The following is a 13,780-nucleotide window of genomic DNA, read 5'->3' as shown; positions in this document are numbered from 1 at the left end:
AAAAAATGTTGTGGATTTTTGTGGTCGAAAATAAGTGGCTGGGATGGTGAGACTCGAACTCACGACCAACAGATTAACAGTCTGCTGCGCTAACCAACTGCGCCACATCCCAACTTATCTACCGAAAAGGTTTGTAATTTATAAACTTCCTACGGTTTATTGTCCAGTATTTTTGGCATTGAATTCAATTAGATTATTTTGCTCAAGTTTTAAGAGTATTTGACCGATACAGTCAAAAAAGGACTGTTCTTGGCTAAATCCTCCTTCGTCCTTCGTGCCCTGAAGATTTTAGGGCTAGAAGAGATGCTAAAACTCTCAGAAGTTCTGCATGTTAAGCAGGCCCCGCTCAAAAAAGCCGCGGGTGAGGAGCTTATTGTTTGGGACGAAGAGCCAGTTCAGAAGCCGGTCAAAAGGACCGTCTCTGCCCCGACCTCTGGGCCGCAAGAGCGTGAGGTCACTGAGGCACGAGTCCTGAACTTTCCTAAAAAATCTATCGCTGACCTAGCACCCCAGGTTGAAGAAGAGAGGCCCGAGGACGCAAAAACCGAAGACTCAACGTTTTTAAGTTCAGAAGTCGTGCTGTGGCAGCGTGAGATTGCTCGCAGTACTGAAACCGCCGTCCACAAGTTAGATGCTTTTAAGGGCTATCATAAGGCCACAGAAATGTACGTCGTGAAAACTCCCACCGTCGACGGCAAAGACAAGATTCGTTTCGCTGAAACGAACGGCGTCCTCATCAATAAAAAACAAGCCTAGTTAAATGGAATGGCCGTTACTTTCTGAGGAAGGGTAATTCCCAGACCTTTCACCAATTGTGGATCCATTGAAAGCTGTCCATCACCATGAACCTGAAGAAGAGTTCTAATGGCAAAGAAGTCATGTTCAGGATGCTCAAGAGAGAGAATAACTTCTCTTGCCTTTGAAGCATCAAAGCTCTTATTGGTAATAAGGAGTCCCGTCATTTTTTCTTTGATGGGTTTAATGTCTTTCAGAGGACAACGATAGTGAGGTCCACCGTCGAATGGATCAACTTCAAAAGTGTATTTGAAGCCAATTGATTCGAGCATTTTCTTAACCGGTTCAGTTTCTTTACCCACTTTACCAATTGATTCACGGGCATCCATCGGAAGAAGTGTTTGATAAATATTTTCTGAAGGGAAAAGGCTTAGGATGAATTCTTTGTTGTTGCGAGAGAGAACGTCGGCCTCATGATAATGCATGTTCATGAAGCGTCTTCCAACTGCTTCCCACAGAGGAGAATTTCCGTTTTTATCAAACGGAGGCATAAGCTCTGAGTGAACCATTGGTTTGAAACGTTCAGGTGCTGTTGCCATGTAAAGGAAGCGCACGAATGAAAGTTGTTTTCCGAGTTTTTCTTTATGGCCGCGGAAATCCGGATTTAAAATCAAACCACCAATTTCAGTTGGGCCATTGAAATCCAGACCAAGTTTCAGAGTGCCGTGAACAAATCCAGTGTTAATGGTTTGAGAGAATTTTGCTTCCTGTCCAACACTCAAATAGAAGTGAGGCTCATGTTCAGTTCCGTGTTGAGCATGGATCATTGAGCAGCCCAGGATTTCTCCTGTCTCAGAATCTTCCAACACGAAGATATAGTAGTTTTTAAAAAGTTCAGAACTTGGATTTTTAAAACTCTTCATTGAGCTTTCAATCTTAGAGCTGATGAGTTCTTCATCGGCCGGAAGATTGATGAAAGTCATGATGGTACTAAGTTTATAAAGATCTTTTAGGTCATCTGCATGAACCGATCTCAAAATGAACATCTAGAACTCCTGCTGGATTGTCGCTTCCAGTTTCTCTAATGCTGTCAGGGGGAATGACCATGGTAGCACTAGAAGGTACGAATTTTCGAGGTCTGACCCAAAAAATCCGAAAGATTCAAGCTTCTTAGCTTGTTTTGGAAGGGGATAGAAACCTGGAGAGTCTGTCCCGTGTAAGAGACCTTTACCTTGGAGAAGGGTATGAAGTCGAGAGTGAAAACGGGTCCACTTCCCTTGTGGGCCCCAAAGTTCAGGACTCAATGCATAATGAAGCCAATAAGGCATTGTATGTTGATGTAGTTCTGGTGTGACTTCAATATCGAGTGCCTCTTTAGAAACTACCGCTACTCCCAGGGGAGAGAAATCAATAATGCCTTGGGCCGCTTCACTTTGAAGAAACTCATACACATTGGCCGGAGTGCCTTTGAGCTTGGTGTGGATATGCGGATATTTTAATTCCGCCGATTTTAAATCTTTGAAGCAGTCATAGTTCCAACCAGGAATTTCCACTCGAGAAACTTCCCGCGAAGGGTCATGTTCAAATTGCAACTGGGCCCAAATCACTTTAGGAGGAACAATTGTGACCAGAGGAGCTTTCTCACTTAGATCTAAGCGGGATTCATCCAACTTGTTTTGGCGTACTAATCGCTCCGAAAATTCCATCTCTATGGGCTTAAGTGTCATTCGATCCTTCGAACTGAATTTCTTGATTTATTTCTCGTCGATAAGGGATAATACCCTGACTTTTTGGAGGATACTACTATCGAAGACACGTTGAAAACAGTTGAGGCTTTATATGTTCAAAAGGACTTTGCGAAGGCCCTTCAGACATTAGAGGCCAATAAGTCTAAGATCTCCCCTGGACTCTGGCATTACAACATGGGCACGGTCTATGCTGGGATGAAAGAGTTCGGTAAGGCGCGCTTTCATTTGTTACAAGCAGAGCGTGAGGGTTTTGTTTCAAAAGAATCTGAACAAAATCTTGAGGTAGTTGAAAGTGCTCTAGATACCACTCGTTTGGAAAAACCTCTTGCCTGGAGCGATTACGCCGTTCGTGGCGCGATGATTGCTTCTGAAGGTATTCTCAGCACGCTTGCCCTGTTTATTTTAATTGCGGGCATGATCGGAGTGCTTAAGAAAAAATCACTGGCCCTTTTTAGCGCTCTCACAGTGTTTGTTCTTCTCATTGTAGGTGTGGATTTTTGGATCAATTCCTGGCCTTTGGCAGTTGTCACAACTCCGCAAGGAATTCAAGAAGGGCCATCAGCAATTTTTGCTTCTCGTGAAGAACTCCCATCAGGTGTTTTAGTTCTCGCCACTCATAAAGGCGAATGGAGAAAAATTCTTTATCCTTCTCGCTACCAGGGATGGATTAAAAATACAGGTTTAGAGGAACTCAAATGAGTTACGAAAAAGAAGTGATGGAAAAGATGTCTCGAGGCGAATCAACTGGGGACCGTCTGGAAATTCCGATCCTCAAATATCTCTGGGACGCGAGCCCACTTTCGTTTATGGCGAAAGAAAGTTATCACGACTTTTTTAAAAAGGTCTCGGTCCTTAATTCATTCTCTGATAATGAAGTGAGACTCTTCACCAAATTTTTACATCGCCGTGAATTCATGACCAATGAAGTGATCTTCAAGCAAGGTGACTCGGGTTATGGTTTTTATTTTATTTTTTCTGGTGCGGTAAATGTTCACGCCAACTATGGACCTCAAAGCGAGGAAATGGGTGAGTTTGTGATTCGTCTGGAAAAGCGCCAGTACTTTGGTGAGATGGGACTATTAGAAGAGTTCAATCGTCGAAGTGCAACGGTCGTGGCGGCGGAAAACACCGTGCTCCTTGGAATCTTTAAACCGGATCTCGAGCGTATGCTGGAACTTTATCCGGTATTGGGTGCCAAGTTCCTTCGTGAGACCGCTCTCATTATGGCCAATCGTATGGGGCAACTTACTCGTGAGATCGTGACCCTGAAAAAGAAAGTGAAAGAACTTGAGCAACGTATATAGATGAAACGAAATCAAAAAATAAAACTCTACTTATTTTTAGCGATGTTTGCCGGTGCGGTGATCTTTGCTATTTTGTTCCCACGTCTGACTCTGCCATTTGGTTTTGCTTATATTCTCTACCTTATGACCAAGCCCTTCACGGTGAAGCTCACGACCGGAAGTAAAAAACAGCGTTTTATTTATTTTTGTATCATGCTGGTGGGCGTGTCCTTTATGTTCTTTCCGCTTTTTGCCACTCTCTACAACATGGACACCGATTTCGGAAAACTCTCGGCACAATTACCTGAGGCCCAGAAGATTCTGCAGGACAAGGTTTTTGGACTTAAGGTGAAGGTCTTTGATCGTTTTGGTGTAAAGCTGAAGCTCGATCCCGTGAACTTTGTGATGGCAAAAATTGAATCGCATGGAACTAACTTTCTGAATCATATTCCGGATTATTTATCGGCCATGTTTGAGTGGATGTTGCTGGTGCCGCTCTTTTTGTGGTTCTTCTTTATGGAGAGTCGTGGATTCAGTCAGAGACTCTTAGAGGCCATTCCCAATCCTATCTTCGAAAAAAGTTATGTGCTTTTTTCTCAATTTAATACCAAGTTTGGTGAATACATCATCGCGAAGTTTATCGAGGCCACCATTCTGGGAACTTTGGTGACTTTGGGTCTATTGATCGTGGGATTCCCTTATCCGTTTATTTTAGGTTTTGTGGCGGGAGTGACAAATATTCTTCCGTACATCGGCCCTGTGATTGGTTTTATTCCGGCCTTTTTTATCGCTCTTCTTTCGAAAGACCCAAATGTGTCGATGTTAAGCATGGTCATCATTTTCACTTTGGCCAATCTCATTGATATGATTCTGGTGTTTCCACTTTTGGTGTCGAAAATTGTTAATTTGCATCCAATTGTGGTGGTGGTGAGCATTATTATTGGTTCTCAGCTTGGGGGAATCGTGGGAATGATCGTGATTATTCCCTTTATTGCGTTTTTTAAGTTACTCTTTAAGGAAATCTACAAGGATTTATCGGTCCAGCTATGAGAAATATTGTTTTTATCGTTCTAATTGTTTTATTGGCCTCTTGCGCTTCGGATAAACCTAAGGGCAAAACTGAAGCAGAAATTCTTTATAAGGAAGCTGAGGAGCTTATGGGAGCTGAACGCTACATCCTCGCGACCGAGAAATTGAATTTAATTAAAACTCAGCACCCTTACTCGTTCTACGCGACTCCAGCTGAACTTTTGCAAGCGGACATTCTGTTTCTGCAAGAAAACTACATTGAATCAGCAGCGGCCTATCTTTTGTTCCGCGATTTCCATCCTCGCCATGAGAAAATTCCATACGTGGTGTTTAAGATCGCTGAATCTTACTATAAACAAATTCCAGATACGATTGACCGCGATTTAGAGCCGGCGATTGAGTCTTTGAAATATTACGATGAAGTAATTCAGAAATACGGGGACTCTAGTTATCGTGTGGAGGCCGAGCAGAAAATTGTGAAGGCCAAGACCATGCTTCGTGAAAAAGATCAGTACATCGCTGACTTTTATTTTAAGACCAAAGAGTTTTCGGCCGCTCGTTATTGGTATTTAGATATTCTGGAAAATCACCAGGACGAAAAAACCAGAAATCACGCTATGGTGAGAACAATTCTAGCTACTTCGAAGCTTAAAGAGTGGCAGCCATGTTTAGAATACGTGGAAAAGTTTTACTCATCGGTTGATAAACGGGACCAGAAAGAAATAAAATCTGTTAAAGACGAATGTCAGAAACACCTTTAAGACCTGGAGACAGCTTTGGAAAATGTGAAACTTAGCGATCTATTGAAAAAAGCCAAAGATGCCTTCCAAAAAAATGATCTTAAAACTGCGAGTCTCTTTCTAAACGAAATCATTGAACAGAACCCAAACGCTACAGAAGCGTTTTTCTACCTCGCTAACGTGTTCCACGTGAGAGGGGAGCTAGGGAAGGCGATTAAGGCCTTTAGCCGCGTGCTGGAGCTTGATCCTCACCATACCGACGCTGCGATCTCGCTTTCAGTTATTTATAACGATATCGGCAAATACGAAGAAGCGAAGGCGATCTTCGAGAAGGCCAATAATCAGGTTAAAAATACTCAGCAGCAGGGTCTTTCAGATCCTCATCTAAATAAAAAGTTCTCGCTTAAGCACTATGAGCTGGCAGAAATGTACGCTTCATATGGCCGCGTGGACGAGGCCCTGTTTGAATACAATAAGGCGATCACTTTAGATCCGGACAATCTTGAAATCAGAATCAAAGTTGCCAAGACCTATACTAAGAAAGGGTTCACTTCTAAGGCGTTTGAAGAGCTTAAACGCTTAAAGAACGAGCAGCCTGGTTACATGCCGGCGAGAATTGCGCTTGGACTGCTTTATTACGGAAACGGCAACATCATTGAGGCGCAAGCTGAGTGGCAAAACGTGCTTTCACGTGAGCCAAGTCATCCTGAGGCCACCATGTACATTTCTCTTTCGAGAAGTGCTACTGAAACCACTGTAAATTTATAATTGCTGAAAATAAAAAAGCCCTCGAAAGAGGGCTTTTTAGTTTTGGTATCTTTTGTGAGCTATTAAGCTTCTAGAGTGCGAGAAATCGAAGTTGAATTCGATTTAAGGTCACCAGTTTCAAGCGCAATGCTTGGCTCGTAAGAAGTACGGCGAGCATCGTCTGATGAGAAGTTTACGATGAAAGTTTTAAGTTCCTTGTACATCTCGTGCTTCACTGAAAGCTTAGAATCTTGAAGAACGATCTGCTTACCAACTTTCTTAGTCGAGTTGATAACAACCGGAGCTTTAAGGTTAGCTGACATTTCTGTCACGTTAGCAGGGATCGTTAAGATAGAATAAAGCTTGGCCGTTTGAAGAGACTCAAGTTCAAGGCCATTCAGATCAGCTGGAAGAAGTTTTGCGATATAATCTGGCTTGAAAATCTTAGGTTCGATGATTGGAAATGCAACTTTCTCATCCTCAGTAGACTGAAGCCATAGAATCAGAGTGCTATCACCTGGATCAACAACGAAGTATTTTTTTAGATTTTCAAAACCGAGAAGACCTTCAGCAAAGGTAACGATATCATTTGGATTAACTTCAAGTTCCCCAAATCTAGTGGTTTTGACTTTCACGGATTCCTCCAAAATGAAATGGTAAGGTATTCTTACCATAGCACTATGATGGTATCAGTCAAACGAATAAATGAGCAAGGAGGAAAATTATTTCTTCTTGAGCTCTTCACCTAGGCGCGCGATGTCAGACATGCTGGCTTGAACTGCCTCTGTATTCTGATCTTGGATGGCCTGGTAGACCTCTTCGCGGTGAATCTTAGTTTCTTTAGGGGCTTTGATCCCAAGGCGTACTTGTTTGCCTTTTATTTGCACCACAACAATCTTGATATTATCGTCGATTGCAATGCTCTCTCCTAGCTTCCTTGTCAGAACCAGCATGGTTGATCCTTGTCTTTCGTGTCAAGAATATGACTAACTCAATAAAGTTTTGTTGCGTGTGATTTATTACAGAATGGTGGGGAAATGCAAGATAATTTCTATCAAAAGTTAAGAAATTGTAAGATTTTCTTACTTCAGGAAGTCCATTAGGCTTGTATTCATCAAATTTGAGCTCGCTCTATAGGTTGCCTTAAGGACGTTTTGCTCTTTTTGAAGGTCCGCGAACAGTTCGGTAACATCAGCATCTTCAATCTTACTTTTATGGGCCTCGTTTAATAGTTTAGTTTTCTCAATATTGCCTTCGGCATTACTAATTGTGTTGGTCAGGGCCCCAATTTCCGTCCGATAGGTCACCACGCGCTCAATGCTGTCATCCAGGCGCTCAAGGAGTCCCTGGATCACTTGTGGGTTGTCGGTAAGGAGAGCGTTCTCAAGCGAGCGAAGTTCATCAAAGATGGTCGCCTGTACTTCTTGTGGCTCAGGATTAATGCTCGCAGGCTTTCTCATCACAGCAGTTTCTGGATTGAGATCCTGCGTTTCAATTTTTAAATCAACGTCAGAGCGTTCAGCGGGCTTTTTCATTTTGGAGTAGAAAAGCTCCTGGCCCGTGATATTGATCGGAACGTAAACGTCCTTATTGACCTCGATATTAATCTTGTTTTTGTCGCCGTGATATTTTCCTTCCATATCGAAAGGACGAGTCAGAACTTTCTGACCGGCGAAAAGATATCTGTTCCCCATACGCTTGTTGGCGAGAGAGAGAACTTGCTGACGGATCTGGTGAATTTCTTTTGCCACACCCTGACGGATTTCCGCCGAGTAGATCGAAGAGGCCTGGCCAACTGAAAGTTCTTTCGCCTTCACTAAAAGATCAGTCATCTCTTCTAGAATGTTTTCCGTGAATGAGAGCTGAGTCTGGGCGAAGTTTAAGTTTCTGAGGTATTGATCAGCGTCGATATTTTGCGAACGAATAGCGAGTAGATCCACATTTCCAATGGGATCATCAGAAGGCTTCGACACTCGTTTCAGAGTCGAACCTTTAAGTTGCAGGTCTTCCACCTTGCCCTTCGTTTTACCTACGGCATAGTTGATGGAACTGACTGAACTGTTTTCTGAAACTCTACTCATACATTACCTATCCAAGTAGTCCTAAAACAGCTTTGAACATTTCGTCCGAAGCTCTGATTACTTTTGCAGAAGCTTCGTATGCATTTTGGTAGCGAACCATGTTCGCCGCCTCTTCATCCAGCGATACACCCGCCAGACGTTCTTTAAAAGATTTTGCTTGAGCAAGAATTCCGTGAGACTGCTCTTCATCAATCTTCGATTTGCCGGCCTGAAGACCGATGTTACCAACAGACTTTAAGTATTGTTCTTCGAAAGTCGTGGTTCCACCGCCGAGAACTTTTTCATGCTGAAGCTTAGAGACCGCAAGAGCAACTCGGTTGTCACCGGGCTTATTGGCCTCAAGTGCGGCCGCAATGTTATTAACATCTGCTTCCACTTCATCAGAAAGTGAAATGTATTCAGCAGCACGTTTTAAATCTAACGGCTCTTTAAAGAAGTTAATGCCGGTAACTTGTTTTTGAGCGGCATTTGGAATTGGGTTACCTTGAGCATCGACTGGCACCGGGTGGTTTGCGAAACCACGGCGGTGAATGGCGTTGGTGGCAAGCACAAGTCCGTGAGCAAGCTCATCAACTTGTTTTTCTAGTCCAACAATTTCATCGTTACGAGTTTTTAATTGAGCACCAAGAGTTCCGCCCTTAATCTTGTCCGTCATCGGTACACCCGGACGGTTGGCAAAGAACACTTGAATGTCGCCCTTGTCTGCAGAAGTCTGGCCCTCTGGAACCGTGGTCCCAACAGCTAGCTCCTGTGAAATACCACCGGAAACGATGGAGCCAACACCTTCGATACCAACAATGAATTGGCCCTTGTTGTCGGTGTAAGTAGAGATAGGGAAGAACTCAGCAAGTGTACGAAGAGCACGGTCACGCTGATCACGAAGATCATTGGCCATACCGCCGGCCACTTCCTGGATGTTAATTTCTTTATTGAGTTTAGCAATGCTCTTGGTGAGAAGGTTTACTTCATCAACCGTAAGCGCCACTTTCTTGTTAATGCTCGCACGAACATCATCTAAATTTTTCTGAATGCGGTGGAAGTCACCAACAACGATCTTGGCGTTTTCTTTAACCACGTTACGAACAGTTTCGTTCTCCGGTTGATTAGAGAGTTCACGGAAAGAGTTGAAGAAACGGTTCATCACCTTATTCATCCCTTCAGAGTTAATCTCGTTGAAGATTTCTTCGACGTGACCTAATTGAAGAGTTCTTTCTTCGTTGAACTTATGGCCAGTGATGGAATTGTTTAATTTCTTCTCGACGAGCTCGTCGTGAGAACGCTTGATGCTTTGTACTTCTACGCCAGTACCGAGAACGTAATCGCCCTCACCCAGAGTAGGGCCGGTTTCCATTCTTACTTCCTGACGGGAGTATCCGTCAGTATTGGCATTGGCAATGTTATGCGACGTCGTCGACATGGCCGACTTCGCCGTAAACAACCCAGATTTTCCAATATTCAGTAAGTCTGCACCCAAGTGGGACCTCTGTTATCTATTGAGCGAACGTGTAAGTCCGTCTGCCCCGTAGGTTGAATAGTTTTTCTTTCCAGTGAAACCTTGTTTGATCTCACGTAGAGAAATCATGGCCTTGTTTAAGAACTGTTGGTTCTTCTTGTTTTGTTCCTGGATCTTCTGAACGATATCAATCAAAAGAGAGTTCAGGTTTTTAAGAGCGGGAATGGCGCTTTGCTGATCAAGTTCAGCAAAAGAAGCAAGTAGGTCACTGGCCTTCACGATTTTATTTGCGAAAAGACCTGTATGGTTTAATTGGTCAATAAGCTCTGAACGATCTTTTTCCAGCTCACCGATCTTAGAGATGATCTCATCTTTAAGCGGCAGCATGGTTTCCAGCTTATCAATATCACTCTCGAGGAGAGTAAGATACTCTTCGCAAGTCAGGTCATAGAGCTCTTTGTGAAGTTGGCAGAAACCTTCCCACACCGCGAGTACGCGCTGAAAGTAGAGTTTCTTCTCGTTCAGACGATTGTCCATCATCGTTCCTTTTAAAACTCAGATGTAAGGATTTTGTCAGCGAGACCGTCGTAATCTACTTCGTATGTCCCAGCGGCGATCTGTGCTTTAAGACGGGCGATCTTATCAGTGTTGTCCACTTCAGGAGCGCTCATCGCGGCCTTCTTGATACGGGCGAAATCTTTAACACCGTCGCCGATGTTTACTTTCGCATCAGTAGCAGTTTTTTCTGTAAGTTCAGTAGCACGTTCCATACTGTTACGTTGAGGAGCGTCCACTTTACCGCTTTGTTTTGTAGACTCGGCTTGAGCACTTCTGCTACGAGGAAAAAAGGCTGATCGTGTGTCGATGCTACTCATTTGTATTCTCCTTCGTCATTCCTTGACGAATTGCCGGCTGTGCATTCTTCAAATAGTGTTTCATATGCTGTGGCACAATCTGATCGAGGATGACTTTCTTCACTCCAAGACCACTCTCTGATTTTGCCATAGTTTGTGCTCTTTCGTAATCCAGCAAAGAATTGTAGTACTCCATTGCTGACGAATCAGGACTCTCTTTAGGAACGGTCTTTCTCATTTCTGCCAGCATATGCGAAGTGAAGCTGGTTTCCATGCCTTCAGCGATGTCTTGATACGGTTTTACAGGATTGTTAGTTTGAGCGGGTACAGCGTTTGGAAGAGAATGTATCTTCAAAGTAACCATCCTGGTTTTCGGACCCCATCATCCTGATGAGATTCTCTTTAAAGTGTAGCATTTTTAGAGAGGGGGGTGTTAGTGAAAAACACCCCTAGGAAAATAGTTCCCTGTCGGGATTAGATCAATTCGATTTCGGCCAAAAGAGAGCCATTTTGCTTCAGGGCCTGGAAGATTGAGATCAGGTCTTCCGGCTTGGTTCCTAGTGCATTCAAGGCCTTAACCAAGTCATTAATGGTGGTGGTTTGTTCCATCATTTGCATTGAACCGGCCTTACCTGAGCCTTCAGCTCCGCCTTTAACTTCCACTACTAGGTCACCATGGCTGATGGCCGAGCGCTTGAGCACAATGTCCCCACCGGCAACCAGTGTGCCTGTACGTTCATTGATCACGATCTTGGCCGGGGCGTCTGCGATGACTTTGAAGTTTTCGATATTGGCGATAAGTTCGACCACTTTTCTTTCGTAGTAATTCGGAATGATCACATCAATCGTTGTGGCATCCGAAGCTGTGGCGTATTTACCACCAAGTTCTTGGTTAATAGTTCTTTCAACTCGGGCCGCAGTCGTGAAGTCTGGGTTATTCAGGGCCATACGAATGGCCTTCTTATCGTTGAAAGCAACTTCGAGTTCTTTTTCGATTGTTCCACCATCAGGAATGCGGGCCGTGGTCGCAAGTTTTTTACCTTTCTCTAGACCACCAATGGAAAGAGCGCCATTTGCAACGGCATAGATCTGACCGTCACCACCTTTAAGCGGAGTCACCAGAAGTGTTCCACCTGCAAGAGACGAAGCATCTCCAATTGAAGAGACTGTCACATCAAGATGCTGGCCGACTCGACCAAAGGCCGGAAGTTTTGCAGTCACGATGACCGCAGCAACGTTTTTACTGGTCACTTCCTTCTGAGGATTAAGACCCAGGGTCTGAAACATTTTCTTAAGGGAAGTATTGGTGATCTCACCACCACCGTCACCGGTGCCGTTTAGACCAATCACGAGACCATAACCAATGAGAGCGTTCTCACGCACACCTTTGATTGTTACAAGGTCTTTGATGCGGCTACTTGAGGCCATTGCTGGAACTGAAAGAGCACAAAGCAAGATGGGAAGGAATTTAAACATTAGTTATCCCTTAGTATGTAAACGCGTGACTCATGAAGCTTGTCCGAGTTCACGTAATCATTTTCCATGATGTCTTTTCTTGAGACAAGAGCTTGGACTTCAATGGATCTTTTTTCCTTCTTAAAGATGACTTCTTTGCGACCGGAAACGATGATGTAGTCTTTGTTGAGTTCCTCAGTCACGGTGCCTGAAATCTTATCGTAGACCTTCATGTCGATATCATTTTCTGCTGGGTTAGCTGGGGCCGCAGCAGCGGTTTGAACCGCATCTGTTTTCTTTCCGTCGTCTTTGGCGTTTCTTTTAGGCTTATCTGGAAACGTACGTTTTAACTCGGCCGAAATTTGATTACGTAAATTTTCTAAGACATTGATGATGACCATGTCACCGGTGCGCTTATCATTGTGATAAGTGAACAGCGAAGCATTTGATCCCTGATTGGCCCAAAGACTGCCACCTTCATCATTATCAACAAAGTCATTGGCCTTATAACGTTGCGGACGGTATTCACGTTTTACTGGAGGTGCGACACGTCCTGATGGTCCACCATCACTAAGACTGTAGGTCACTGGGTTCTTGATCGGACGACGATCGTCATCTGTTCGCCATTTTTCTTTTTCGCGGTAAGCGTAATACGGATCACGCTTGGCCTTTTCCTGACGTTTAACAACTTTCTCATCATTGTCTAATTGACGATGAATCGAATTCACGAAATTCGCACACGAAACGAGAGTAGAGAGAATGAGTAAAAGAATAATTTTCATAGTTCCACTAATACTTTGTTAATATCTACAACTTTACCTTGGTATTTTTTATTTTTTTGAGGATGAAACACTTCTACGATTTCGCCCAGTGTTCCGTTACTGCGGCTGATGCCATCAGTTTTGATTCTCACCAGATCATTCTCAATCACCACTTCTGTCTTTAGACCGGCCTTCACCAGGTTAATGGCATTAAGGTCTGACATCTTTAGAAGCTCTCCGGCCTTGACTGGTTTATTAAGTTTGTAAAATTTGAGTGTGCCAAGATCTGTAATAAGATCTGTATGTGGAATAGATTCTACGTATTCTTCTTTCAGAACGTCCTTCGGTACATCCGCAAATGCCGGCATGAAGGAAGTCAGGCGATAGGCCTTTACCATCTTTTTAAAATCGGCCTTAACGGTAAGTGTGCGCTGATTTCCATCGAAGCCCATCACGTTTACATTCAGGGGCTGTCCGGTCCCATAAAGGCAACCGATACATTGAACTTCTACTCTGTCACCAGGAGCAAGACTGATAAAGTTCTGAGCATTGATCGCCTCAGAAGATTTCATCTGAACACCAGGTGGAAGAATGAGCTGATCCCGAACAATCTGTTTAAATTGCTGGATCTGAATCATTGATGGCTCAATTCTGACGTCCTGATTTTTAATCCGGAACATTGTCACTAATTGAGGGGCCGTAATTTTCCCTTCTACTGAACCAAGGATCTGAGTCATTTCATTCACAATACTGTCTGAACAGTTCTGGTGATGAATGGCCGAACTAAGGTCAGCGTTCTGACTGATGATCATCAGATGATGAGGGAGCGCCATCTCACAGCAGAGAGCGATACCACTAAAAAGAAGAGAGGCGAGAATTAAAACTAATTTCATA

At 43.7% G+C, this 13,780-nt stretch carries 18 protein-coding genes and 1 tRNA gene; 6 read left to right on the top strand and 13 right to left on the bottom strand.

Annotated elements, in window-relative coordinates:
* Positions 1–35: 35 nt before the first annotated feature.
* Positions 36–112, bottom strand: a tRNA-Asn gene (locus ACJVC5_RS04870).
* 137 nt (positions 113–249) lie between these two features.
* Here ACJVC5_RS04870 and ACJVC5_RS04865 point away from each other — a divergent pair.
* The gene (locus ACJVC5_RS04865; protein ID WP_408098248.1) at positions 250–756 is read left to right on the top strand and encodes a hypothetical protein; all 507 of its coding nucleotides are present in this window, start codon (positions 250–252) and stop codon (positions 754–756) included.
* On the opposite strand, the gene ACJVC5_RS04860 is transcribed toward ACJVC5_RS04865, so the two are convergent.
* Together ACJVC5_RS04860 and ACJVC5_RS04855 are read right to left on the bottom strand one after the other, a co-directional pair.
* Positions 753–1,781, bottom strand: a complete 1,029-nt coding sequence (locus tag ACJVC5_RS04860; RefSeq protein WP_408098247.1) for an arginine N-succinyltransferase — start codon at positions 1,779–1,781, stop codon at positions 753–755. The two genes, ACJVC5_RS04865 and ACJVC5_RS04860, sit on opposite strands and share 4 nt — an antisense overlap.
* The gene (locus ACJVC5_RS04855; protein WP_408098246.1) at positions 1,782–2,462 is read right to left on the bottom strand and encodes a hypothetical protein; all 681 of its coding nucleotides are present in this window, start codon (positions 2,460–2,462) and stop codon (positions 1,782–1,784) included. It abuts the gene before it with no gap.
* Positions 2,463–2,552: 90 nt separating this feature from the next.
* Between ACJVC5_RS04855 and ACJVC5_RS04850 the strand changes: the two genes are divergently transcribed.
* The 5 genes from ACJVC5_RS04850 to ACJVC5_RS04830 are packed head-to-tail and all read left to right on the top strand — an operon-like array spanning position 2,553 to position 6,303.
* Complete coding sequence (locus ACJVC5_RS04850; protein ID WP_408098245.1) at positions 2,553–3,182, top strand: hypothetical protein; 630 nt, start codon at positions 2,553–2,555, stop codon at positions 3,180–3,182.
* The gene (locus tag ACJVC5_RS04845) at positions 3,179–3,787 is read left to right on the top strand and encodes a cyclic nucleotide-binding domain-containing protein (protein WP_408098244.1); all 609 of its coding nucleotides are present in this window, start codon (positions 3,179–3,181) and stop codon (positions 3,785–3,787) included. Before ACJVC5_RS04850 ends, ACJVC5_RS04845 begins: the two co-directional genes overlap by 4 nt.
* Positions 3,788–4,816, top strand: coding sequence for an AI-2E family transporter (locus tag ACJVC5_RS04840; protein WP_408098243.1), 1,029 nt, complete (start codon positions 3,788–3,790; stop codon positions 4,814–4,816).
* Entirely contained in the window at positions 4,813–5,556 is a 744-nt protein-coding gene (locus tag ACJVC5_RS04835) for an outer membrane protein assembly factor BamD (protein WP_408098242.1), read from the top strand. The genes ACJVC5_RS04840 and ACJVC5_RS04835 overlap by 4 nt, the downstream gene beginning before the upstream one ends.
* 24 nt (positions 5,557–5,580) lie before the next feature.
* A complete protein-coding gene (locus ACJVC5_RS04830; protein ID WP_408099223.1) occupies positions 5,581–6,303 on the top strand; it encodes a tetratricopeptide repeat protein in 723 nt (240 codons plus the stop codon).
* A gap of 62 nt (positions 6,304–6,365) precedes the next feature.
* Here the strand turns inward: ACJVC5_RS04830 and fliW are convergent, their stop codons facing one another.
* The 10 genes from fliW to ACJVC5_RS04780 all read right to left on the bottom strand — a co-directional run bounded on the left by fliW (position 6,366) and on the right by ACJVC5_RS04780 (position 13,779).
* The gene (gene fliW, locus ACJVC5_RS04825; RefSeq protein ID WP_408098241.1) at positions 6,366–6,917 is read right to left on the bottom strand and encodes a flagellar assembly protein FliW; all 552 of its coding nucleotides are present in this window, start codon (positions 6,915–6,917) and stop codon (positions 6,366–6,368) included.
* An 87-nt stretch (positions 6,918–7,004) separates the two neighbouring features.
* A complete protein-coding gene (csrA, locus tag ACJVC5_RS04820) occupies positions 7,005–7,235 on the bottom strand; it encodes a carbon storage regulator CsrA (RefSeq protein ID WP_321395519.1) in 231 nt (76 codons plus the stop codon).
* Between the two features lie 129 nt (positions 7,236–7,364).
* Positions 7,365–8,363: a flagellar hook-associated protein FlgL gene (gene flgL, locus ACJVC5_RS04815; RefSeq protein ID WP_408098240.1), complete on the bottom strand. Its 999-nt coding sequence runs from the start codon at positions 8,361–8,363 to the stop codon at positions 7,365–7,367.
* Between the two features lie 7 nt (positions 8,364–8,370).
* On the bottom strand, positions 8,371–9,837 hold the full coding sequence (gene flgK, locus ACJVC5_RS04810; RefSeq protein WP_408098239.1) for a flagellar hook-associated protein FlgK: 1,467 nt from the start codon (positions 9,835–9,837) through the stop codon (positions 8,371–8,373).
* Between the two features lie 12 nt (positions 9,838–9,849).
* Complete coding sequence (locus ACJVC5_RS04805) at positions 9,850–10,353, bottom strand: flagellar protein FlgN (RefSeq protein WP_408098238.1); 504 nt, start codon at positions 10,351–10,353, stop codon at positions 9,850–9,852.
* A gap of 11 nt (positions 10,354–10,364) precedes the next feature.
* A complete protein-coding gene (flgM, locus tag ACJVC5_RS04800) occupies positions 10,365–10,691 on the bottom strand; it encodes a flagellar biosynthesis anti-sigma factor FlgM (protein ID WP_408098237.1) in 327 nt (108 codons plus the stop codon).
* The gene (locus ACJVC5_RS04795; RefSeq protein WP_408098236.1) at positions 10,684–11,025 is read right to left on the bottom strand and encodes a rod-binding protein; all 342 of its coding nucleotides are present in this window, start codon (positions 11,023–11,025) and stop codon (positions 10,684–10,686) included. Before ACJVC5_RS04795 ends, flgM begins: the two co-directional genes overlap by 8 nt.
* A 119-nt stretch (positions 11,026–11,144) precedes the next feature.
* Positions 11,145–12,146: a flagellar basal body P-ring protein FlgI gene (gene flgI, locus ACJVC5_RS04790; protein ID WP_408098235.1), complete on the bottom strand. Its 1,002-nt coding sequence runs from the start codon at positions 12,144–12,146 to the stop codon at positions 11,145–11,147.
* Complete coding sequence (locus ACJVC5_RS04785; protein ID WP_408098234.1) at positions 12,146–12,907, bottom strand: flagellar basal body L-ring protein FlgH; 762 nt, start codon at positions 12,905–12,907, stop codon at positions 12,146–12,148. The genes flgI and ACJVC5_RS04785 overlap by 1 nt, the downstream gene beginning before the upstream one ends.
* Positions 12,904–13,779 carry a flagella basal body P-ring formation protein FlgA gene (locus tag ACJVC5_RS04780; RefSeq protein WP_408098233.1) on the bottom strand — a complete coding sequence of 292 codons (876 nt, stop codon included), beginning with the start codon at positions 13,777–13,779 and terminating at the stop codon, positions 12,904–12,906. Before ACJVC5_RS04780 ends, ACJVC5_RS04785 begins: the two co-directional genes overlap by 4 nt.
* Position 13,780: the final 1 nt, after the last annotated feature.

This window comes from Peredibacter sp. HCB2-198 (assembly GCF_045999315.1).
Taxonomy (GTDB): Bacteria; Bdellovibrionota; Bacteriovoracia; order Bacteriovoracales; family Bacteriovoracaceae; genus Peredibacter.
The sequence above is the reverse complement of the archived record's forward strand: the minus strand, read 5'-3'. Positions and strand labels throughout refer to the sequence as shown.